Here is a 22,223-nt window from a genome sequence, read left to right as displayed (position 1 = left end):
CGGACCGGTAGTTCAGCTGGTTAGAATGCCGGCCTGTCACGCCGGAGGTCGCGAGTTCGAGTCTCGTCCGGTCCGCCATACAGCCTTTCTTGTCGTATGCTGGCACATTAGATCAGCTTACGCATCGGGTGGTTAGCTCAGTTGGTAGAGCACCTGCCTTACAAGCAGGGGGTCACAGGTTCGAATCCTGTACCACCCACCATATATCAGTGTGATGGCCCGCCTGAACAGCGCCATCAGTCAGTGGACCGGTAGTTCAGCTGGTTAGAATGCCGGCCTGTCACGCCGGAGGTCGCGAGTTCGAGTCTCGTCCGGTCCGCCACTTCTTCGATGGAATTCTCATCTATCGCACCCAAGACGCCGAAAGGCGTTTTTTTATGCCTGGAATTTATTGCGCCGTCACGACAAGCGCTCCCTCCTGCAGTCTCGCGCCAGCATTTTTTCCCAGTATTTTTCTTGCCCCCGCTAGTGCGCTTAGTGGTTAGAAGTTCGTGCGCACAAAAAAGCCGCTCCCGTGCATGAGAGCGGCTTTTTTATTACTGCAATGTGGCTAGCGATCAATGCAGCTTGAGCTTGGGACGCAGCCAGCGGTTGAGGCGGTCAACGATTACTTTAGCGCCGGTGCGCAGCCAGCCGTAGATGGCCATCTGGTGCATACGGTACAGCGAAGAGTACGACATCTTGGCCAGCCAGCCTTCAACGAAGAGGCCACGCACCGAAGAGCCGTTCATCAGTGTGCCGAAGGTCTGGAAACGCGATAGCGACACTAGCGAGCCCATATCCTTGTAGACGAAGGGTTTCAGCTCGCCGCCCTTGAGCAGTCGCTGGAAGCTTTTAACCAGATGCGACGACATCTGGTGGGCTGCCTGGGCGCGCGGTGGCACCATCTTGTCGTTGGGCTGCGGGCACGCTGCGCAGTCGCCGATGGCAAAGATGTGCGAATCATCAATGCTGACCATGGAAGGTTCCACCTTGATCTGGTTATTGCGCTCGGTAGAAAGCCCAAGCGTGGCCAGCAGGTCAGCGCCGCGAACGCCGGCGGCCCACACCATCAGGTCTGCGTCGATACGCTCGCCGTCGGCGGTTTCGAAACCTTGCTCGTCGGCTTTAGCGACCTGAGTGCCGACGTGAATCTTGACCCCCAGCGATTCGAGCTGGCGGTGCACATTCTGGCTAATCCGCTCGCCCAGCGCAGGCAGTACGCGCGGCGCTGCTTCCAGAATATGCACCTTCAGACGACTGCGCGAGAAGCCGTTGGCGTTGTAGCTCGACAGCATATCAATCGCGTTATAAAGCTCCGCCGACAGCTCCACACCGGTTGCGCCTGCGCCAACAATAGCGACGGTCAGGTCGTTATCAGCGTTCACATCGGCGGTAGTGCGCAAGAAGGTGTTAAGCATCTGCTGACGGAAGCGTTCAGCCTGCTGCGGGCTATCGATGAAGAAGCAGTTGTCCTTGACGCCCGGCGTACCGAAGTCGTTGGACACGCTGCCCAGTGCCAACACCAGATAGTCGTAGTCGAAATGGCGCTCCGGAAGGACCTCTGCCCCTTCTTCGTCGCTAATGGCCGACAAGGTAAGCTTCTGCTGCTCGCGATCCAGCGCGCTCAGGTTGCCCAATTGGAAGCGGTAGCCGTTGGCACGTGAATGACTAAGATAGGAAACCTGATCGAGTTCAGTGTCGATGGCGCCCACGGCCACTTCGTGCAGCAGCGGTTTCCAGATGTGGGTCGGATTGCGGTCGATCAGCACGATTTCGGCTTTGTCACGCTTGCCTAGCGTGTGGCCCAGCTTGGTGGCGAGCTCAATGCCACCAGCGCCGCCGCCCACCACTACGATACGGGGTAACGCCATGTTGCCTCCTCGGTATTCACTTCAACGATGAAAAATCAGGGGGCTTACCATCTCGTTGCCTATTCGAAACGGAAAAGGTCCCTAAACAGGAATTTATCGCATTTTAACAGGTCGGCTGCCTGAACGTGATAGCTGGATTGCGGAGTTTTTTTGAACAATTCGTTCTGTTTTATAAAAAGAAATCAATTTTTCTTGAGATAAAATGAAAAACTCTGTGCAGTGGCTCACGCTGCGCTAGCGCGATATCCACTGCCCATCGCAATAGTGCCAAGCGCCACGGTAACATGAGCTGTTCTTCTGTTATCGCCAAGGAGCCCTTATGCACCCCGCGCTTGCACACACCCGACTAGTGATCTGCGATCTCGATGGCACTCTCGTCGACTCCATCCCCGATTTAGCGGCTGCGCTCGATAGCGCCCTTAGCGACAGTGGATATTCCGCAGCGGGGCTGCACAAAGCGCGCGGCTGGGTTGGCAACGGCACTGAAATGCTGGTGAAGCGAGCGCTCGCCGATGCGCATGGCATTGCCGAGCAGCAGGTAAAGGAAAGCGAGCTGAAACAGGTACTGGAGCGCTTCAATCGCGCCTATGCCCAATCGCCATGCCGCTACTCGCAGCTCTACCCCGGCGTTATGCGCTTCCTCGAGCAACTCAAGCAAACGCGCGTGACGATAGCGCTGGTGACCAACAAGCCTTATGAGTTTGTCGATCCGGTGCTGAAGGGCACAGGCATTGGCGATTATTTTTCGCTAGTGCTGGGGGGCGACTCACTGCCACACAAGAAGCCCGACCCTGAGCCACTGCTGCACGTGCTAAAGCACTTCGACATCGCGGCGGCCAATGCGCTGATGGTGGGGGATTCGCGCAACGACGTGCGTGCCGGTAAAGCGGCGCAGGTCGCTACTCTGGCGGTAAGCTATGGTTATAATCACGGCGAGCCGATTGCGCACAGCGAGCCCGACTGGATCGTTGATGCGCTCACCGAGGTGCTTGACGACTAACCTTCCGTAGCCATGAAGGCGTATAGATTCGCCGTGTGCTCAGGCACCGATTGCGGTACTCTTGAGCTCGTCTTTTCAAGGCTTTTTGTCATATTTTCGCCGATCAATAGGGAAACCGATGTCCTGCGATTGCCACCCGTACTGCCTAATGCGTGAAACGCGCTCAATGCGATGGTGAGCGGCGGCCCCCATTAAAACCACCGCCATTGCATTATTCACCGTTGCCAAGAGATACCCTTATGATGACCGCCGATCACTTCGCCCAGCTTGCTGCTGAGGGCTATAACCGCATTCCCGTTTCGCGTGAAATTCTCGCCGATCTCGATACACCGCTTTCTACCTACCTGAAGCTGGCCGACGAGCCGTGGAGCTTTTTGCTCGAATCGGTGACCGGCGGCGACAAATGGGGGCGCTATTCGATTATTGGATTGCCGTGTCGCGAGCGCATCGAAGTGCGTGGCTTCAAGGTGCGCCACTATGTCGATAACGAACTGAGTGGTGCTACCGAAGTGGATGATCCCTTGGCCTGGATCGACCAGTTCAGAACGCGTCGCAAGGTCGCCGAGCCTGAGCGTGCGGGTATCTTTGCCGGCGGTCTGGTGGGCTATTTCGGTTTCGATACGGTGCGCTATATCGAGCCGCGCTTGCAGGGCGTTACCAAGCCCGATCCGGTCGATGTGCCGGACATTATGCTGTTGGTGTGTGAAGAAGCGCTGATTTTCGACAATGTGTCGGGGCGCGTTACGCTGCTTACCCATGTTGATCCTGCCGAAGCGGATGCGCTGGCGCAGGCCCAGCGTCGCATCGACGAGCTTGAGCAGCAGTTGCGCGAACGCACGCTGGCGCTGAAAAGCCCCGGTACCGGCCGCGACATCGACGAAAACGATTATTTCGCCAGCTTCACTGAAGAAGGCTATAAAAACGCGGTCGAAACCATCAAGGAATACGTCAAGGCGGGGGACTTGATGCAGTGCGTGCCTTCGCAGCGCATGAGTATTGCCTTCGAAGCGGCACCCCTCGATCTGTATCGCTCGCTGCGCACGCTGAATCCTTCTCCTTATATGTTCTTCTTCAACCTGGGCGATCATTACGTGGTGGGCTCTTCGCCGGAAATTCTGGCGCGCCTTGAAGGTGAAGAAATCACCTTGCGCCCGATTGCCGGTACTCGTAAGCGCGGTGCGACCGCTGAAGAAGACGCCGAACTCGAGCAGGATCTGCTCAACGATCCCAAGGAGCGCGCCGAGCACGTGATGCTGATCGACCTGGGGCGTAACGACGTGGGCCGGATCAGCGTCGATGGTACCGTCGATCTGACCGATACCATGACCATCGAGCGCTATTCCCACGTCATGCACATCGTTTCCAACGTAACCGGTAAGATCAAGCCCGGGCTCGGCCCCATCGATGTACTGCGCGCTACCTTCCCGGCCGGCACCGTCTCGGGTGCGGCCAAAGTGCGTGCGCTGGAAGTGATCGACGAAATCGAACCGGTCAAACGTGGGGTCTATTCCGGCGCGGTGGGCTATATTTCATGGCAGGGCAATATGGATACCGCGATTGCCATCCGTACTGGCGTGATCAAGGACGGTCAACTGCACGTCCAGGCCGGGGGCGGTATCGTCGCGGATTCCAACCCCGAAGACGAGTGGCAGGAAACGCTGAACAAGCGCCGTGCAATGTTCCGGGCCGCCTCCATGGCTGAACGCGGCCTTGATAATCTTGGGCAGGAGTAGCGTTTTCGGTGATATCAACTTCGCCCGGTAGGTAGTAAAGAAGGCCGGGCCTAACAGGGAGCAACCACTGTGAGCCAATTTATCCACTACACCGTGCTGGGGGTGCTATCGCTGTTGCCGGTGGCTAACCCGCTGACCAGCATGTCGTTGCTGCTATCGCTGGGTAACGGTCTGAGCGCGGCGGAACGCAACCGACAGGTGTTCAAGTCGGCTATCTATGTTGGCATCATTTTGCTGGTGTGCTTCTATGGCGGCAGCTTCATCATGAGCGCTTTCGGCATTTCGCTGCCGGGGCTGCGTTTGGCGGGTGGTTTGATCGTCTGCTACATCGGCTTCGGCATGCTGTTCCCATCGGATCAGCCCAGCGAGCCGGAAGCGCAAAAGTCGATGTTAAGCGATGAAGACAAGGCCAAGCCGCACGTGCGCAATCTGGCGTTTGTACCGCTGGCGTTGCCTGGCACGGCTGGGCCGGGCGCGATCGCGCTGGTGATCAGCATCGCGTCGAGCCTTGATCCCCACGCGCATGCCTCGGTTGCGCTGCATCTGAGCGTTATTGCCACCACCTTGATCGTGGCGTGCGTGTATTGGGTGGTGCTGCGCAGTGCCGGGCTGATCATGAAGGCGCTGGGTCACTCAGGGCTCGATGCGATTTCGCGCTTGGTAGGGTTCTTGCTGATTGGCATGGGCGTGCAGTTTGGCATTAATGGCATCACGGAAGTGATCATGAAGTTTCACGCGGGATAACCGCGATTGCACGGTAGTATGTAACTTATAATAGGGCGCCTCTATCGAGGCGTCCTTTTTATTTTCTTTGTTATTCGATAAGGTCGCTGCTGCATAATAGAAAATGCGTGGTGAGAAATAATTATTAATATTTTTTCATGAGATATTTACGGTTGTTCCTTAATTGATAAAGCTTAAGGTTTTTATAATTTTTTGCGCTTAAAAAACCGGCTTTTTTCGCTGCCATTACGCAACACGCTGCGAATTTTCGGCTCCCGTGTGCGCTGCTTATTCCTAAGTGATTTTTTCCGCCTTGGGCCAATTATGGCTAAGCGGTTTATTTCTTAATGGCGTGTTGATGGCAACTATTCCAGCAACGACATTTAGCACCACCTGTCACGGTGCATTTCGCCAATGTCGGCAAGTGCGTTCTACGCTGGAGCCTTGTATATGAATAATCATCACCGTTTTAATCAACTAATGTCGTCTTTTCGAGGTGAAGGGCCTTATTTGTTTGTCGATGGAAAGAAAATGTTTGACGCTGCATCCGGCACCTTCAATCTAGCGTTGGGATACAACCACCCCACGCTGGTAGCGCGGCTACAGCAGCAGCTCGAGCGCTGCTCTCATCTTAGCTCCCGTTTTACCCACGATGCTTCGCAGTTGTTATTCGAACGCCTCAAGCCTTATTTGCCGGCCGGCATGGAACGCTTCTGGTTCCGCGATATTACCGGATCGAGTGCGATCGAAGGGGCCATTAGAATGGCTCAAAAAGCGTCGGGGCGTTCCGGTGTTATTTCCTTTTATCGTGCTCACCATGGGCAATCGCTCGCGACTGCCTCGATCTCGGGCAATGCGTTCAGGCTGTCGCATTTCCACACCGTAATCGAAGGCTCGCTGAAAATTCCTGCGCCCGCTTCGCTCTATTGCGGCGTTTCGGCATCAGCACCGATCGAACTGCCTGATTTCGAGCAATACATCGAATATGCATCCACCGACAACATTGCCTGCATCGTTATCGAGCCGGTGCAGGGCAACGGCGGCAACATCGTCTTCCCACCCGCGTTTTATAGCGCGCTACGCGAGGTAGCGTCGCGCCACAACATCGCGATTATTGCCGATGAAGTGCAGACCGGCTTTGGCCGTACCGGTAGCTTCTTCGCCAGTAGCGGCTATGCCGCCGCCTTGCAGCCCGACATTCTGGTGTTTGCCAAAGGAGCGGGAGGTATCGGTATCCCCGCGGCGGGCATATGCATGCGTCCCGAATACGATGTGCTCGAATCCTTCGAGCATTCCAGCACGAGTGGTGCCAACCCGCTGGCCCTGACTGCGCTCGACGCGACCATTTCGGTGATTGAAGAAGAAGGCGTGCTAGACAACGTCGAGGCGCTGCAGCCGCACCTCGAAGCGGGGCTGCTGGAGCTTCAGCAGCGCTACAGCGGCTTTATGAGCGGTGCGCGCGGTATCGGTTTCATGTATGCCTTTGATCTTCCCACCGTTGAGTCAGTGGACCTTTTCATCGAGATTGCCGAACGCCATCAGTTGATCGTGCGCAGCGCGCGCTATGGGCGCAGCAACACCGTCAAGGTTAGGCCGGCGCTGATCAGCACGCAGCAGGATATCGATGTATTGCTGCATGCGCTCGACGCTAGCCTGGCGGAATTCGTGGCGACCTGCCCACAGCTGGAGGGCGTTGCATGAGAGCGCTCAAGTTTCGCGACATTTGGGATATCTCCCTGGATAACGTGGCTGAATTGCATTGCGAAGGGCCCGACGACGTAGTTGTCGAGCTCGACTACTGCGGCATTTGCGGTACCGATGTGGGTATCGTTACCGGTAGCTATGCGGTGGCGGTGTCGGGCACTACGCTTGGGCACGAATCCACCGGGCGCGTGGTGGAGAAGGGCGAGAATGTGCGTCATTTGGCGTTGGGCGATCGGGTGGTCATCAATCCGACCTATTCGTGCGGTGAGTGCCGATTGTGCCGCATCGGTAACCCCAACCACTGCGAGCGCAAGATGGGCACCGAAGCAGGGGTGTCCTACGACGGCTGTTTCGCTGATCGCTACCGCGCCCACGGCGATTACATGATCAAGCTCGACGATCACGTCGATAGTCGTGCGGCTGCGTTGACTGAGCCGCTGAGCTGCGTCATTACCGGCGTTGATGCGCTGCATCTGGTAAGTACCGAAGCGCGTACGCTGGTCATTGGGGCAGGGCCGATGGGGCTTTTATATTTGTGGGAGCTGTATCGTCGCGGTTTGCGTCCTCTCCTTGTAGAACGCTCCGAGCAGCGCAGACAGTTTGCCGAGCAGGTGCTGCCGCCCGGCAGCGTGCTGTATGCCGACCTGGATAGCGCGATGGCTGCGGAGTACGGCGCGTCCGATGCGCTCATCGATATCGCGGTGGATACCAGTGGTCACTTGGCGAAAGAGCTTTTCGAGCGCTTGGCACGCGGAGGCAAATTGCTCAACGTGGCGCTCAAACGTCAGTTCTCTGAGTTGAATATGCTGCACATCGCTGACAAGAGTTTGTCGGTTATCGGCTCGATTGATTCGTTGAACAACAGCTTCGAGCGCGCCTATCACGCGATTCGCGATGGCGAGATTCCTGCGCTGAAGATGGTGAGCCACACGCTTGCGTTAGAGGACTATCAGCAAGGTTTTGCGCTGATTGGCTGTGATGTTGAAAAGCGTAGCTTCAGCGTTCCTGATCAACCGAGTGCCAAGGTGCTACTCGATATGACGGTAGGCAGGCACTAACCATGGACGCCTTTATCTTTGATATCGATGGTGTTGTGGTCGATAGCGAACAACGCCACTTCGAGGTGCTGCGCACGCTGTTTCCTGAGCACACGCAGGGGGTGGCGGTCGAGCAACTAATCGGTCTGAGTCTTGCCGACACGCTGCGCCGGCTGAACATCGAGGGGGCAGGCGAGGCCGCCCTGCATGATCGAATTAGCGACCATTATTGCGCGCAGCTTAACGCGAGCGACTTACGCCCCGGTATTAGCCAACTTATCGACTACCTTGAGCAGCATGGTGTGCCTTACGGGTTCGTCTCGACGGCGCCGCGCAAGGTGTGTCAGGCGAATCTGGCGCTGCTTTTGCGCGGCAGTGGCAAGCCTCACAAGCTGATTAGCGGTGATGATGTGGTGCTGACCAAGCCTCATCCACATCCTTATCAAGCGATGCTTGCCTGCCTGGCGGCTCGCCCGACGCACTGCTGGGTGCTCGAAGACACCGCCTTGGGCATTGCTGCGGCAAGATCGGCGGGCATCGCCCATGTCATTGCGTGGCCGCATGCGCTGTCGGGCCAGCAGGATTACCGCAATGCCGAGGACGTGATCGTGTCGCTCGATGAGCTTTATTCACGCTGGCTAACGGAGCCGCCGCTCTGCTCATCCAGTGCAGTGGAAGCGCTCAACGATGACGGCTAAAGGCACTAAGGAACACATTTGGACGGGAAATAACACCATGGATATCTCTCAAGGGCAGTGGCTGAATCGTCCCTCGCAATGGCGTATCGATCAGCAGCAGTTGGTAGTGGTGACCGACGAGGGCACCGACTTCTGGCGCAAGACCCATTATGGGTTTGTGCGTCATAGCGGCCACGCGTTCGGGCAGCAGATCAGTGGCGATTTCACTCTGCAGCTGTGTGTAGAGGCCAACTTCGAGCAGTTATACGATCAGGCAGGGCTGTTCATTCAGCACTCGGCACATGATTGGGTGAAGGCGGGTATCGAATACAACGACGATGCGCCAGCGATGTCGTGTGTGGTGACACGTGATCACTCGGACTGGTCGACCGGCGTATTTAGCGGTAATCCGCGTCGATTCTGGATGCGTGCAACCTGCACCGATGATGTGCTGCGCATTCAGTACTCCGATGATGGAAAGACCTGGCCGCTGTTACGCCTACTTGATTGGTCGTCGAAGCAGCCTGCGTTTGTTGGCGCTATGTGCTGTACCCCAGAGCGAGGAGGGCTCGAGGTGGTTTTCAGCGAACTACAGCTGGGTCCGCCGCTTGAAAAAGAGCTGCACGATTTGAGCTGATGGTGCCTTGGCACACATTGCTTGAGTGCTCGAAAGGCAGCATTCGCGCTTATTCGCGTGGATGCTGCCTTTTCAATGGAAGGCTAAAAACGCAGCCGAAGGGAGCGTCATGCTGGTTGTGTTAGGGGGCAGCCGCCAGCAACAACGAAACGCGTTCAGCGCAACTGATCATTAGGACTTGCTCGCGTCGCAGAAAAACGCTATTGGTTGTAAGTGTTAACGCTAGGTTAACAACAATAACAAAGAATTCTTGCTATCTAGCGGTTGCCAGCGCCCCCACGGGGCCGGCAAGAATTCCTTGTGAACGTAACGACAAAATTGGCGCTAAGTCACTAATAATAATCACGTTCATTCAAGGACAACATCATGACGCTGCCTCCCGGAGTGCCGTCGTCGCCTGCATTGGCTTCGCAGGCGCGCCCGCCGTATAGAAAAAAACGTACATTCACGTCCCTTACATTCGCTTCAACGTTGTCGCTTACGCTATCGCTGAGTGCTCATGCTAATGCGCAGAGCAGTAGTGAGGTTGCCGCCCCGGCAGAAGCAGCCCCGGCAGAAGCGGCAGCCGCTGCGGTACCTGCGGCCGCTGCCAGCGGCGCAGCGGGAGCGAACACGCAGCGCTTGCAGGATGTTTCGGTGACCGGCACCGCGCTCAATTCGCCAACGGCGGAAACGGCCCAACCGATTACCGTTTACCATGCGGAAGAGCTAAAGCAGCGCGGTATTACCTCGGCTGAGCAGTTTCTCCAGCAGTTGGGCGTCAATAACTCGTCGCAAGGCAACACCTCGTCACAGATGACCAGTGCATACTCCGGCGGTGCCTCCTATGCGGATTTGCGCGGGTTGGGCAGCGACAAAACGCTGGTGCTACTGAACGGGCGGCGCATTGTCGCGAATGCGTATTCCAGCTCAGCGGTTGATCTGAACTCCATTCCATTTGCCGCCATTAGCCGTATCGAAGTGCTCACCGATAGCGCATCGGCGCTCTACGGCTCTGATGCGATGGCGGGGGTCATTAACTTCATTACCAAGAAGAACTACCAAGGCCTGAACGTCGAAACCAACCAAAGCACGCCGACGCATAGCGGCGGCGGTCAGAAGCAGGATTACTCCGCTACCTGGGGAACCGGCGATCTGGAAAAGGACGGTTATAACTGGATGGGCACGCTGGATTATCAAAACCAGCGCGGTCAAAACCACAGCCATAGCTTTTACCGCGACACCGACTACTGGCCGGATTACGGTTCGCTCTACCACCCCGGCGTTTATCAGGGAACATCCCAAGAGGGCTCGTCAAAGTACTATCAGACCGCCTGTAATGGCGGTATCCCGTCGTCGCGTAAAGGTGTCTGCGCGTCAGACGCGTGGGGGTGGGGCAACTACATCGATCCCCAGCAAAATACCTCGCTGTATACCGCGCTAAGCTTCGACCTAGGCGGTGATAACACCGGTGAACTTTCGTATTTCTGGGCCCACAGCAATGCGCGCAACACCAGCTATCCCGATATTCTCAATCTCGACGTTGAGCCTGAGAACCCCAATTACCCAGCTGCGGTGGCTGCCAATAGCGACCTCGACCGCTCTAAACCGGTAAAGGCCAAGTGGGTGTCACCGCTTGAGCAGAACGTAGTTGGCTTCAAAAATGACACCAAACGCATCCAGTACGCCCAGTTTGGCTCCTTTGGTGGCTGGAAGTACGACACCGCGATTGCCTACAACCACACCCGCGCCAAGTGGCGGGGCAACGATGGTTATCTTGACGGTGAGCAGATGCAGGAACTGGTGAAGAACGGCGAGCTTAATCCGTTCGAACCGCCGGGCGAGGCCGATTTACCGCTGATTCGTCGGGCTCGCTGGTCAGGCCAACTGATGGATGCGACAGGTGATAGCGTCAATTGGGATGGTCACCTTAGCCATTCGCTGGGGGATTGGTTCGGCGCAGGCCCGGTGCAGGTTGCCGTGGGTGCCGAAGCAAGCCACCAGCGTTTCGAACAGCGTATGAACGACAGTCCGGCGCAAAGTTCGGGCTTAAGCGCCAGTTACGTGAAGGCCAGTCGCGATCAGCAGGCGGTATGGACCGAGTTGAACGTGCCGCTGCTCGAATCACTGGAAACCACGGCATCGTGGCGCTATGACCGCTTTTCGCAGGTTGGGCATACGGCCAATCCCAAGTTCTCCTTCCGCTATCAGCCGCTGGATAACCTGACCTTCCGTGGCTCCTACAGTACCTCCTTTGTTGCGCCGAGTTTGTACGACATGTACTCGCCCAGCAGCCTCACCTACGCTGGCTCAGGGCTAAACGACCCAGTACTTTGCCCTAGTGGTTCCGGCGGTCAAGGATGCAACGAGCAATTCCGAGTCAATAATGGCGGCAATAGCGATCTGAAGCCGATGAAGTCGGAGTCATGGCAGTTTGGCTTTATTTATGAACCCGTCGACAGGTTAGTGACGTCGGCGGATTTCTGGTGGTACCGCATTCGTAACGATGTCGATTTGCCGAGTTACCAATACGCGCTCGACCATGCAGGCCCCGGCGATATCTGCCGCTACGGAGAGGATTGTGCGAAGGGTCAGAGTGGGACGCCAGGTACTATTTATTACTTCAATAATAGTGTTGCTAACATTGGCAAGATTCACACCAATGGGGTGGATCTAAAAGCGAGCTATCTGCTGCCTTCAAGCTGGGGCGATTGGCGTTTTGGCGCGAATTTCACGCATGTGTTCCAGTACGACGAAAGCAACGATGAAGGCTGGGAAAATGGCTTGGGCCGCATGGATTCCTTCGACAAGGTACAGTTTCGCTGGAAGGGCAGTGCCTACCTGAATTGGACCAAAGGTCCGTGGTCGGCAGGACTCACCTATAACTACCAAACCGGCTACAAGGACACCGAAAACCAGGGCTCGGAACCTGCCTACAAATACCACAACCGCGTGTCGCATTATGACACCTTCGACGTGAACGCGGGCTACGCCTTCGCCAGCGGCGTCAGAGTGGTGGCCGGTGCGCGCAATGTGTTCGACACCAAGCCGCCGTACACCTCGTTTACCTCGTATGGTATCGACTCGCGCTACGCAAGTTCGCTGGGGCGCGAGCTATACACGAGATTGCAATACTCGTTCTAAGCGCGGTGAATCGGCGTTCAGGCGCCGCTCATCGTTAACAACGTTGCATAAGCCGTCCGCTGGGCGGCTTATGTGTTATCGGAGGCAGCTACCAGACACTGGCCGTCAGGATGCTGGATAACGCTCAGCGCCAATAGAGAATGCTGTGTTTCAAGCAGATCAGTGACCTGCTCACCGCTCATGGCAAGCTGTTGGGCGTATGGACAATCGGGCATACTGATAGCGGATGTTGTGAGCGGTAGAACGCGTATTTCCACGCTCAAGGCGCGCTATGCGTTGGAACACTTCTTGCAACCCCTTATACCAAAGGCCGAGTGGCGGGAATACAGCGCGGCATGCCGGTGCAGCGGTGTCTTCGCGACGCCTGCTTAAGCAACGCTTGCACCATCAGTGCGCGTCCGGCTAGCGTGATCTTCCATGTCGTCGCTACCTTGGCTCATTTTGTGGCGTCTCTTATTCATATTTTTCAGGACCTATGCACGTGACTACCCAAGCCCTGCAACGTTTCCAGCGCTCTCTTGCCCGTCCCGACCTGCTGGATCAGTTACGTGCGGGGCTGATTGGTGAGCAGTTGCGCTACACCACGCCCTTCGGTGAGCAAACGCTGATTTACGCCGACTATGTGGCATCTGGAAGGGCATTGAGGCAGGTTGAGTCATTCGTGCTCGAAGAGGTGCTGCCGGTTTACTCCAATACGCACACTGAAGCATCGTTTTGTGGTCAGTCGATCAAGCGTCTGCGAGAAGCCGCACGCGGCGAGATTGCTCGCATAACCCGCGCTGGCAATGATGCGCACGTGATCTTTGCTGGCGCGGGTGCCACGGCAGGGCTCAATCGTATTGTCGGTATGCTGGATATCAAGGCGCGCGTGGCAGCGGGGCAGCGCGTCAAGGTGCTGATTGGGCCCTATGAGCATCATTCCAATATTCTGCCGTGGCGCGAGAGCGGTGCTGAGCTCGAGCAACTACCGCTTAATGAACATGGCACGCTTGATCTCAGCGCTCTGGATCAGGCGCTGGCGCAGTCGCCGTCATACGACCTGGTGGTGGGGGCCTTTTCGGCAGGCTCTAACGTGACCGGCGTGCTCAGCGATACGCGTGCCATTACCCAGCGTCTCAAGCGCGCAGGGGCGTTGGCGATTTTTGATTACGCGGCTGTCGCGCCTTACGTGGATATCGATATGGGGGAAGGCGAGTTCGCCAAGGATGCGATCGTGTTTTCCACCCATAAGTTTCCGGGCGGGCCGGGGGCCTCTGGTATTCTGGTGGTGCGCGACACCCTGGATATCAACGCGACGCCATCCGTGCCGGGCGGCGGCACGGTGGCCTTTGTATCGCCGTGGCACCATCGCTACGTCGAAAGCCTGACCGCTCGCGAGGAAGCCGGTACGCCCAATGTAGTGGGCGATATCCGCGCAGCACTGGTGATGCTGATCAAGGAGGCCGTTGGCGTCGAGCGTATCGAAGCGCGCGAGCAAACGCTGCGCCAGCAGGCGCTGGAAGCGTGGCAATCGCTAGCGGGGCTGCGTCTGTTATCACCCGATAAGCAGGTCGCTGCGCTGCCAATTTTGTCGTTCCAATTGCTCGACGCTGAAGGAACACCGCGTAACCATCAGCTGGTGACACGGCTGCTTAGCGACAAATTCGGTATTCAGGCGCGCGGTGGCTGTGCCTGTGCAGGCCCCTATGCGCACTACCTGTTGGGCATCGATGAGTCATCGTCGCAGGCGATCGAACAGCAGCTTCAAGAGGGCAACGAGCTTGCCAAGCCGGGCTGGGTGCGCCTTAATTTGAGCTATCTGCATAGCGAGTCACAGGTGGCGGCCATTTTGGCCGCCGTCGCTGAGCTGGCTACCAGTAGCGAGCCGCTGTTCGCGCAGTACCAGGGTGAACGCGGTTCCGCGCGCTTCAGCTTTCAAGCGCGCTCGGATACGCCCATCGATAGCGAGGTATAAGCGGCATGAAAGATAGTGCTATAGCGGCCGCCGCTGCGCAAATTGGCGCCACCACGACGGCGCCAACGGTCACGACATTCTTTGACGACACCACCTGTACCGCCACCCATGTGGTGCACGATCCCGCCACCCGTGCTGTGGCAGTTATCGACAGCGTGCTCGACTACGACGCCGCGGCGGGAGGCATCAGCTATCGTTCGGCAGAGAAGGTGGTCGAGTACGTGCGCGAGCACCAGTTGCAGGTGCAATGGCAGCTCGAAACACACGCTCATGCTGATCACTTGTCGGCGGCCCCGTGGCTTCAGCAGCAGTTGGGCGGCGAACTGGCCATTGGTCGGCATATCATCGATGTGCAGCAGGTGTTCGGCAAAATCTTCAACGCTGGCACTGAATTCGAGCGCGACGGCTCGCAGTTTGATCGGCTGTTCGACGATGGCGAGCGCTTCCAGCTGGGCAGCATCGATGCCATCGCGCTGCACGTGCCGGGGCATACGCCTGCCGATATGGCCTACGTGATCGGCAATATTGCCTTCATTGGTGACACCCTGTTCATGCCCGATTTCGGCACCGCGCGAGCGGATTTTCCTGGCGGCGATGCGCAGCGCCTGTTCCGCTCGATTCGACGCCTGCTTAGCCTGCCTTCCGACACGGCGCTCTATCTTTGTCACGACTATCAGGCGCCGGGCCGTGACCAGTACGCGTGGCAAACCACTGTCGCGGAACAGCGCGAACACAACGTGCACGTACGCGAAGGCGTTAACGAACACGACTTCGTCCAGCTACGCACCCAGCGCGACGCCACGCTCAACATGCCAACGCTGATCCTGCCCTCTGTGCAAGTGAACATGCGCGGTGGCCGGTTTCCTGAGCCTGAATCCGACGGTGAGCGCTATCTGAAAATTCCCATCAATCGTCTTAAATGATGCACGCCTCGGGGCGGTGCACCGGAAAGCAGCACGCGGTCCGCTTGAAAAAGACGTTTCGAGTGCTGAATTCCCCCATCGATAAACCAATTAACAGGCCGAGTCCGCGGGCGTAGCGAGCTCGGCTTTATATTAAGTGTCTTTTAAGCTTTTATCCCCGATTAGCGCCTTTTTGGCATAGTCCTTGCTGTGTTTGATGAAGAAGAGGGCTCGAGGAAGGCTGAAGAATCTGTCTGCCACCGCTCGCGCCGTTAAGGATGGCGGCTGACGAGAGACAACGATTGCCGTGTCGCAGATCGTCTTACGGATTGGTGGCATGTCGGTATTACAACAATAACGATTATCCATACAGGACATTTGCCCGTGCGCGCTGCCTTGCTGACGGTCTGTTTATTGATTTTCATTGGGGATACGCAGCCGTCTGTCGCGGCCGCGACCGCGCAGCTGTCCGATGATACATCGCCGGCGGTGGCTACCCAGCGCGGCATCGCGCTGTTTGGTAAGCCGCAGATAGGCGCTAACGCCCGCCACTACGATTACGTGAATCCTGATGCGCCCAAAGGCGGTACCTTACGCAGGCAGTCGCCGATGGCGTTAGGCCACTTTGATTCCACCAATCCCTTCATTGTCGGCGTCAATCCAGCGCCGGGCGTCACCTATCTATACCGCAGCGCGCTATACGACACTCTGCTTGATTTTCCAGCGGATGAACCCTTCACCGGCTATCCCCTGATTGCCAGCGGTATTCGGTTGGCACCGGACCGCTCCTGGGTCGAATTCGACATCAATCCACGCGCACGCTTTAGCGATAACACGCCGATTACCGCCCGTGATGTAGTGTTCAGCTATCGGATGTTAATGGAAAAAGGCTTGCCGCTTTACCGCGGCTACTATGCGGGGGTCGGCGGTGTCTCCATTCCCAGAAAGGGGGTGGTGCGCTTTGCGCTGGACAAGAGCGCGCCGCGCGAGCAGCCGCTGCTGTTGGGGCAGTTTCCGATTTTTCCCGAGCACTATTGGCGCAAACGTGACTTCTCGCGGCCCACTTTTGATATCCCGGTAGGATCAGGGCCTTATCGGATGGCGCAGGTAGAGAAGGGGGCGAGAGTCGTTTACCGACGTAACCCCGACTACTGGGCCAGGGATTTGCTGGCCAATCGCGGGCGTTTTAATTTCAACACCCTCATCTACGACACCTACACCGATGATGCCGTGGCACTGCAAGCGTTTCTCTCAGGTCGTCTCGATATGCGCATCGAGAATTCTCCCACCGTGTGGTCCTCTGGCTATAACGGGGCAGCGCTTGAACGCGGCGATATCATCAAGTTCCATCTGATCGATGGCACGCCCGGTAATTTCATGGGCTACGCGATGAACCTGCGGCGTCCGCTGTTCCGCGACCGGCGCGTCAGGGAAGCATTAATCCTGGCGTTCGATTTCAAGTCGACCAATCGCTTGTTGTTCCACGGTTTTTACCATCCGTTGGCGGGGTTTTGGAGCGATTCCGAGATGCAGGCCAAGGGCTTGCCCTCTGGAACAGAGCTCGAGCTGCTGAAGCCGTTGGCGAAACAATTACCCGCCGATGTGTTTAAGCGCCCGCTGGAAAGCGATGATGGCCTAACGCAATCGCAACGTCTGGAGAAGGCGCTGCGGTTACTTGAGGCAGCCGGGTTTCAGCTAAAGCACTACACCTTGGTCGATCAGCACGAGCATCCCGTGGTGATATCACTGCTGCTCAATAGTCAGCATCAGGTGCGGCCAGCGCTGGCGTACGCGCGAGAGCTGAAAAAACTAGGCATCGCGCTGGATATTCAGGTGGTGGACCCCGCGCTCTATCAGGTTCGTACGGGTCGCTTCGACTTCGACATGGCGGATGTGAACGGTGCACTGGCGCAGTCCAATAGCCCCGGTGCTGAGCAAGATCGTATGTGGGGATCGAGCGGGGCTGATATTCCTCATGCCGGTAATCTGGCGGGAATCAAGAGCAAGCCAATAGATGCCGTGATAAAGGACGTTATCAACGGTCAATCTCGCGAGCAGATCGTTACCGCTGGGCGGGCACTCGATCGGCTGCTGCGCTACGGCTACTACTACATGCCGCTTTACTACCAGCGCGGCTACTATCTGGCGCGCTGGCGGCATGTTCGTGTTCCGGCGCGGGCGCCGCGTTTCGGTGTCGATTTGTTCAGTTGGTGGGATGAGCCTGCCAATCCCGCCTCGGCGCCTTCAGCCAAACAGCAGGAGCACTAAACATGGCTCGCTACCTTACCCATCGTTTGGTGTTGCTGCTGGTCACCTTGGTTGGCATCTTGCTGATCAATTTTGCGCTGTTGCAAGCCGCGCCGGGCGGCCCTGCTGACCAGATCGTGGCGCAGCTACAAAGTATGGGGCAGGGCGAGCCGGGCGCTGGGGCTCAGCGTGCGGCAGGCGGTGCCGCCGCGCTGGATCAGCGCTTTATCGATCAGCTCAACCATACCTTTGGACTTGACCAGCCGTGGTATCAGCGTTTCGCCACCATGGTAAAGAATTATGCGCTATTCGATTTTGGCGACAGCTTTTTCCAGGGAGAGCGCGTTAGCCGACTGATTATCGAGCGCCTGCCGGTAACGCTATCGCTGGGCTTTTGGTCATTGCTGATTGCCTACATGGTGTCGATTCCGCTGGGCATTGCTCAGGCGATGCGAGCAGGCGCACGCTTTGACGGAATCACTTCCTTCATCGTGGTGGTGGGCTATGCCGTTCCCCCGATGATGTGGGCGCTTATTTTGGTCACGCTGTTTGCCAGCGGTCAGTACGTCAGTTGGCTGCCATTGAGAGGACTGGTGTCGGCAGATTTCGCTCAGCTATCGCTGCTGGGGAAGGTGGGCGATTACCTGAGTCACATCACGCTGCCGGTGCTTTCCTACACGCTGGGCGCCTTCGCCATCCTGACGCTGATGACGCGCAATAGCTTCCTCGATCAGATCCACTCTCAATATGTGCTGACCGCGCGCGCCAAGGGTGCAAGTGAACGGCGAGTGCTTTACCGCCATGTGTTCCGCAACGCCATGCTGGTGATCATCTCGGGCGTTCCGGCAACGGTAGTGGCGATGCTGATCTCGGGCTCGGTGGTGATCGAGTCGATGTTTTCTCTCGATGGGTTAGGCCAACTGGGTTATCAGGCGCTACAGCAGCGCGATTATCCGGTGATTTTTGGCACGCTGTTTATCTTCTCTCTGCTGCAGCTGTTATCGCAGCTATTAAGCGACCTTCTCTATTTGTGGATCGATCCACGTTTGAGTTTCGAGGCCCACTCATGAGTGCTTCTGTCCATTCACTTAAGGCAACCTCGGTAGCGCGTTTTTCGCGTGTGCTCTCACCCATTATGCGCCGCCGATTGACGACGCTGCGCCGCAATCGACTGGCCTGGTTGTCGCTGTGGGTGCTGATAGTGATAGCGGTGGCGAGCGTCTGCGCGCCGATTATTGCTAACGAGCGCCCGTGGCTGGTGAAGTACGAAGGCCACTACTACGCGCCGCTGCTGAAGGACTACCCAGCCACCCAGTTCGGCGGCACATTGCCCACGCGCGCCGATTTTTCCGATCCTGACCTTCAGCGTGCGATTGCCGCGCACGGTTGGCAGTGGCGGGCACCGATTCCGTATTCCTCCGACACCATCGATGTTGCCAACCCTGAGGCAGTGCCTTCTTCTCCGAATAGTCGCCACTGGTTGGGTACCGACGACGTGGGCAGGGATGTGCTGGCGCGTACGCTTTACGGCGTAAGGCTGTCACTGGCCTTCGCGTCACTGATCACGCTGGTGTCGCTGGTAGTTGGGATTGTGCTTGGGGGAATTCAGGGGTACTTCGGCGGCTGGGTCGATTTGCTGGGGCAGCGATTGACGGAAATCTGGGCCGGCATGCCGCTTCTGTATCTGGTGATGATACTGGCCAGCATGTTTCATGCGAGTTTCTGGTGGCTAGTGCTTATTTTATCGCTGTTTGGCTGGCTGCAAGTGGTCGACTACGTACGCGCAGAGGTGCTGCGTACGCGCGCACTCGATTATGTGGCGGCGGCGCGATTGATGGGCCTGCCAAGCAGGGCGGTGTTAGTACGCCATGTGTTGCCCAATTCACTGGTGTCGACGCTTAGCAACTTGCCGTTTGTCTTTACCACTGCGATTACCAGCCTGGTGGTGCTCGATTATCTCGGCTTCGGGCTACCGGCGGGCGCGCCTTCCATTGGTGAAATGACTCAGCAGGCGCAGCAGAACCCGCACGCGCCCTGGATTAGCTTCAGCGCGTTTATTACTTTGGCGGTGCTGATGACGGCGCTTGTCTTTGTGGGGCTTGGGCTGCGCGATGCGCTCGATCCTCGTCATTCTAGCGTGAGGTGAGTGATGCCAACCTCTTCAGATAGCCGCTCGCACGACGCACTGCTGGCGATTAAGGATCTCAATATCCGCTTGGGCGACCGAGCACTGGTCGAGCACCTCGACCTGAAGATTCAGGCGGGCGAGACTCACGCGTTGGTGGGGGAGTCAGGCTCTGGTAAATCGCTGACCGCGCTCTCGATTGTGGGGCTGCTCAATCCCCTGTTTAGCGTTTCAGGGCAACGTCGGCTAAATGGCGTTGAATTGGCGGCTCTCGATCGTAAGCAACTGAATCGTTGCCGAGGCAATGACGTCGGCTTTATTTTTCAGGAGCCGATGTCGTCGCTCAATCCCGTGCACACGATAGGGCAGCAGTTGGGAGAAGCGCTCCACCTTCACCAGAAAGCGCCCGCGAGCGTGCGACGTGCGCGCGTGATCGAGTTGCTCAAGGAAGTCAATCTGCCTGATCCAGAGCGCATGATGCGCGCGTATCCGCATGCGCTATCGGGAGGCCAGCGGCAGCGCGTAGTGATTGCCATGGCGATCGCCAATCGGCCGCAGCTGATTATCGCCGATGAGCCGACCACGGCGCTCGATGTTACCGTTGCCCACGAAATACTCGAACTGCTCGAGCGCTTGAAAGAGTCGCTTGGGTCGGCGCTGCTGCTGATTACCCACGATCTTAATCTGGTGCGGCGATTTGCCCAGCACGCCAGCGTGATGCGCCGTGGCCGTTTGGTGGAGTCGGGCGATGCGCGCGAGGTACTCGGTAACCCCCAGCACTATTACACCCGTGCGCTGTTGGCCGCCGAGCCGAGCGGAGCGCCGCAGCCGCTTCGCTCAGATGCGCCGGTGCTTCTTCACACTGAAAGCTTGACCGTTCACTACCCTGGGCGACGTCGTTTGCTACGCCGGCGAGCCGACGGTGTTCACGCATTGCGCGAAGTAAGCCTACAGCTGCGGGAAGGAGAAACGCTGGGCATTGTGGGTGAATCGGGCTCGGGAAAGTCGACGCTTGCCAAGGCTATCCTTGGCGTACAGCACGCCAGTGGAGCAGTTACCTTGCTGGGGCAGCGCGTTGATGGGTTTTCGATGCGGCAGTGGCGGCCGCTGCGCGCAGAGGTGCAGTTTGTCTTTCAGGACCCCTATGGTTCCCTATCGCCGCGCATGAGCGTGTTCGAGATCATTGCTGAAGGACTGCGCTTTCATCAGCGCCATCTGAATAACGCCGAGGTGGCACAGCGCGTTAATCAGGTGCTGCAAGATGTCGGGCTGGATATCGACGCGGTTGATCGATACCCGCACGAGTTCTCCGGCGGGCAGCGTGCGCGCATTTCCTTGGCGCGGGCGCTGATACTCAAGCCGCGCGTAGTGCTATTGGACGAACCGACCGCGGCACTGGATCGCGTGGTGCAAACTCAGCTGATTGAGCTGCTGCGCAGATTGCAGCGCGAGCAGGGCCTCAGCTACCTGTTTATCAGCCACGATTTGGCGGTGGTGCGAGCGCTGTCACATCGGGTGATGGTATTGCAGGAGGGTGCTGTGGTTGAGCAGGGGCAGGTCGATGCGGTATTCGATGCGCCGCAAACCGCATTTACGCGTCGCTTGGTAGCCGCCTCATCAGTGGGCGGAGATAATAAAGAGAGTAGCACTCACTCATTAGGTCGCTGTGGTAATGCGGGAAAATAAAACGATGAGTGCTGTGAACACCCGTTCGCAACATTTAATTAACGGTTGTTTTTATTTTAATGGTTGCGCTTTTTGGCTGCGTGGGATTTAATTAATTCCGACGCTCGTCGTGAACGAGCTTCTTATCTCCCATTCCCCTCAAGAGAGGTGTGATATGTCTATGTCAACGCTGAATAATTTCATGATTACCTTTGGTGACCGATTTCGCACCAATGGTCATTCACTGAATCGCGTCTGACACTGACATCGTCGGCCGCGCATCAGGTGCGGTCGAATAATCACACTGGCTATTTTTGTAGCTCATTACGCTAATAGTGAAATAATAACGCGCGGCTTCTTTCGCACACATGAGTAACGTGCTGAAAGTGAATCGTAAGCGGAATATTATTGTTGTTAGGTAGTGAAAAGCGAATATTCTATCGCCCTGGTATGCGGCTCCTCGTTTCGATAAACAAGGAACACGCGCCATGCGTATTTATTTATGTCTTATTACCGCGATAAAAAACAAGCGGTTGCGTCGAAAACAGCGTCGCCATGCGCAAATGGTTCAGCACCTGCCAGCGTGGCTAAAAGAAGATATCGGCTTCACTGCCGAAAATGACGAGATCGTCGCCACTCCTCAAGACAGCGTACCTGCATCGCGGCCGGAGCTGAGAGTCGTAGAACGTCAGCCGAATGCCGATTCGGTAAAACGCTGTAAAAGGTATCGGCGACGACGATGGCGGCAAAAGATGCCGCGTGAGTAATCCTCGCATCATGGCTACTGAGTGCACTGCAATCAGCGGCGCTTTCTCATATCACTCACCAGGCCGCAGGCGTTTA

General features: G+C 57.1%; 17 protein-coding genes and 3 tRNA genes. 18 read left to right on the top strand and 2 right to left on the bottom strand.

The window, feature by feature from the left end; all coding sequences use genetic code 11:
- The first annotated feature begins 1 nt into the window (after position 1).
- The 3 genes from R84865_RS07440 (at position 2) to R84865_RS07430 (ending at position 322) form a co-directional block, all read left to right on the top strand.
- Positions 2-78 (top strand) — tRNA-Asp (locus tag R84865_RS07440).
- Between the two features lie 48 nt (positions 79-126).
- Positions 127-202, top strand: a tRNA-Val gene (locus R84865_RS07435).
- A 43-nt stretch (positions 203-245) separates the two neighbouring features.
- Positions 246-322, top strand: a tRNA-Asp gene (locus R84865_RS07430).
- A 235-nt stretch (positions 323-557) separates the two neighbouring features.
- Here R84865_RS07430 and R84865_RS07425 read toward each other — a convergent pair.
- Positions 558-1,853 (bottom strand): NAD(P)/FAD-dependent oxidoreductase, encoded by a 1,296-nt coding sequence (locus R84865_RS07425; protein ID WP_435639277.1) that lies wholly within the window; start codon positions 1,851-1,853, stop codon positions 558-560.
- 319 nt (positions 1,854-2,172) lie between these two features.
- Here R84865_RS07425 and R84865_RS07420 point away from each other — a divergent pair, with 319 nt between their 5' ends.
- From R84865_RS07420 to R84865_RS07385, 8 genes are all read left to right on the top strand, one after another.
- The gene (locus R84865_RS07420; protein WP_435639276.1) at positions 2,173-2,853 is read left to right on the top strand and encodes a phosphoglycolate phosphatase; all 681 of its coding nucleotides are present in this window, start codon (positions 2,173-2,175) and stop codon (positions 2,851-2,853) included.
- A 242-nt stretch (positions 2,854-3,095) separates the two neighbouring features.
- Positions 3,096-4,586, top strand: coding sequence for an anthranilate synthase component I (gene trpE, locus R84865_RS07415; protein ID WP_435631195.1), 1,491 nt, complete (start codon positions 3,096-3,098; stop codon positions 4,584-4,586).
- A gap of 69 nt (positions 4,587-4,655) precedes the next feature.
- Positions 4,656-5,330 (top strand): MarC family NAAT transporter, encoded by a 675-nt coding sequence (locus tag R84865_RS07410; RefSeq protein ID WP_435639275.1) that lies wholly within the window; start codon positions 4,656-4,658, stop codon positions 5,328-5,330.
- 393 nt (positions 5,331-5,723) lie between these two features.
- Complete coding sequence (locus R84865_RS07405; protein ID WP_435639274.1) at positions 5,724-7,010, top strand: class-III pyridoxal-phosphate-dependent aminotransferase; 1,287 nt, start codon at positions 5,724-5,726, stop codon at positions 7,008-7,010.
- The gene (locus tag R84865_RS07400; RefSeq protein WP_435639273.1) at positions 7,007-8,071 is read left to right on the top strand and encodes a zinc-dependent alcohol dehydrogenase; all 1,065 of its coding nucleotides are present in this window, start codon (positions 7,007-7,009) and stop codon (positions 8,069-8,071) included. The genes R84865_RS07405 and R84865_RS07400 overlap by 4 nt, the downstream gene beginning before the upstream one ends.
- Positions 8,072-8,073: 2 nt before the next feature.
- Entirely contained in the window at positions 8,074-8,748 is a 675-nt protein-coding gene (locus R84865_RS07395) for an HAD family hydrolase (protein WP_435636597.1), read from the top strand.
- A gap of 37 nt (positions 8,749-8,785) precedes the next feature.
- Positions 8,786-9,364, top strand: a complete 579-nt coding sequence (locus R84865_RS07390) for a DUF1349 domain-containing protein (protein WP_435630919.1) — start codon at positions 8,786-8,788, stop codon at positions 9,362-9,364.
- 366 nt (positions 9,365-9,730) lie between these two features.
- Positions 9,731-12,487 carry a TonB-dependent receptor gene (locus R84865_RS07385; protein ID WP_435639272.1) on the top strand — a complete coding sequence of 919 codons (2,757 nt, stop codon included), beginning with the start codon at positions 9,731-9,733 and terminating at the stop codon, positions 12,485-12,487.
- Positions 12,488-12,555: 68 nt separating this feature from the next.
- Here R84865_RS07385 and R84865_RS07380 read toward each other — a convergent pair whose 3' ends face one another.
- Entirely contained in the window at positions 12,556-12,702 is a 147-nt protein-coding gene (locus R84865_RS07380; RefSeq protein ID WP_435639271.1) for a hypothetical protein, read from the bottom strand.
- A gap of 266 nt (positions 12,703-12,968) precedes the next feature.
- Here R84865_RS07380 and R84865_RS07375 point away from each other — a divergent pair, with 266 nt between their 5' ends.
- From R84865_RS07375 to R84865_RS07345, 7 genes are all read left to right on the top strand, one after another.
- Positions 12,969-14,441, top strand: a complete 1,473-nt coding sequence (locus R84865_RS07375; protein WP_435630917.1) for an aminotransferase class V-fold PLP-dependent enzyme — start codon at positions 12,969-12,971, stop codon at positions 14,439-14,441.
- Between the two features lie 5 nt (positions 14,442-14,446).
- Entirely contained in the window at positions 14,447-15,364 is a 918-nt protein-coding gene (locus tag R84865_RS07370; RefSeq protein WP_435639270.1) for an MBL fold metallo-hydrolase, read from the top strand.
- 363 nt (positions 15,365-15,727) lie between these two features.
- Positions 15,728-17,611, top strand: coding sequence for an extracellular solute-binding protein (locus tag R84865_RS07365; protein WP_435639269.1), 1,884 nt, complete (start codon positions 15,728-15,730; stop codon positions 17,609-17,611).
- A 2-nt stretch (positions 17,612-17,613) separates the two neighbouring features.
- The gene (locus R84865_RS07360) at positions 17,614-18,660 is read left to right on the top strand and encodes an ABC transporter permease subunit (protein ID WP_435639268.1); all 1,047 of its coding nucleotides are present in this window, start codon (positions 17,614-17,616) and stop codon (positions 18,658-18,660) included.
- Positions 18,657-19,736, top strand: coding sequence for an ABC transporter permease (locus R84865_RS07355; protein ID WP_435639267.1), 1,080 nt, complete (start codon positions 18,657-18,659; stop codon positions 19,734-19,736). The genes R84865_RS07360 and R84865_RS07355 overlap by 4 nt, the downstream gene beginning before the upstream one ends.
- Positions 19,737-19,739: 3 nt before the next feature.
- Positions 19,740-21,401, top strand: coding sequence for an ABC transporter ATP-binding protein (locus R84865_RS07350; RefSeq protein ID WP_435639266.1), 1,662 nt, complete (start codon positions 19,740-19,742; stop codon positions 21,399-21,401).
- Between the two features lie 467 nt (positions 21,402-21,868).
- Positions 21,869-22,147, top strand: coding sequence for a hypothetical protein (locus tag R84865_RS07345; protein ID WP_435639265.1), 279 nt, complete (start codon positions 21,869-21,871; stop codon positions 22,145-22,147).
- Positions 22,148-22,223: the final 76 nt, after the last annotated feature.

The sequence above is a fragment of the Carnimonas bestiolae genome, assembly GCF_051251145.1.
Taxonomy (GTDB): Bacteria; Pseudomonadota; Gammaproteobacteria; order Pseudomonadales; family Halomonadaceae; genus Carnimonas; species Carnimonas bestiolae.
The sequence above is the reverse complement of the archived record's forward strand: the minus strand, read 5'-3'. Positions and strand labels throughout refer to the sequence as shown.

Bases quoted from the DNA above. Each gene is read 5' to 3' on its own strand.
- R84865_RS07425 (WP_435639277.1), bottom strand. From the start codon at position 1,853: ATGGCGTTACCCCGTATCGTAGTGGTGGGCGGCGGCGCTGGTGGCATT.
- R84865_RS07420 (WP_435639276.1), top strand. From the start codon at position 2,173: ATGCACCCCGCGCTTGCACACACCCGACTAGTGATCTGCGATCTCGAT.
- trpE (WP_435631195.1), top strand. From the start codon at position 3,096: ATGACCGCCGATCACTTCGCCCAGCTTGCTGCTGAGGGCTATAACCGC.
- R84865_RS07405 (WP_435639274.1), top strand. From the start codon at position 5,724: ATGTCGGCAAGTGCGTTCTACGCTGGAGCCTTGTATATGAATAATCAT.
- R84865_RS07400 (WP_435639273.1), top strand. From the start codon at position 7,007: ATGAGAGCGCTCAAGTTTCGCGACATTTGGGATATCTCCCTGGATAAC.
- R84865_RS07395 (WP_435636597.1), top strand. From the start codon at position 8,074: ATGGACGCCTTTATCTTTGATATCGATGGTGTTGTGGTCGATAGCGAA.
- R84865_RS07390 (WP_435630919.1), top strand. From the start codon at position 8,786: ATGGATATCTCTCAAGGGCAGTGGCTGAATCGTCCCTCGCAATGGCGT.
- R84865_RS07385 (WP_435639272.1), top strand. From the start codon at position 9,731: ATGACGCTGCCTCCCGGAGTGCCGTCGTCGCCTGCATTGGCTTCGCAG.
- R84865_RS07380 (WP_435639271.1), bottom strand. From the start codon at position 12,702: ATGCCCGATTGTCCATACGCCCAACAGCTTGCCATGAGCGGTGAGCAG.
- R84865_RS07370 (WP_435639270.1), top strand. From the start codon at position 14,447: ATGAAAGATAGTGCTATAGCGGCCGCCGCTGCGCAAATTGGCGCCACC.
- R84865_RS07360 (WP_435639268.1), top strand. From the start codon at position 17,614: ATGGCTCGCTACCTTACCCATCGTTTGGTGTTGCTGCTGGTCACCTTG.
- R84865_RS07355 (WP_435639267.1), top strand. From the start codon at position 18,657: ATGAGTGCTTCTGTCCATTCACTTAAGGCAACCTCGGTAGCGCGTTTT.
- R84865_RS07350 (WP_435639266.1), top strand. From the start codon at position 19,740: ATGCCAACCTCTTCAGATAGCCGCTCGCACGACGCACTGCTGGCGATT.
- R84865_RS07345 (WP_435639265.1), top strand. From the start codon at position 21,869: ATGCGTATTTATTTATGTCTTATTACCGCGATAAAAAACAAGCGGTTG.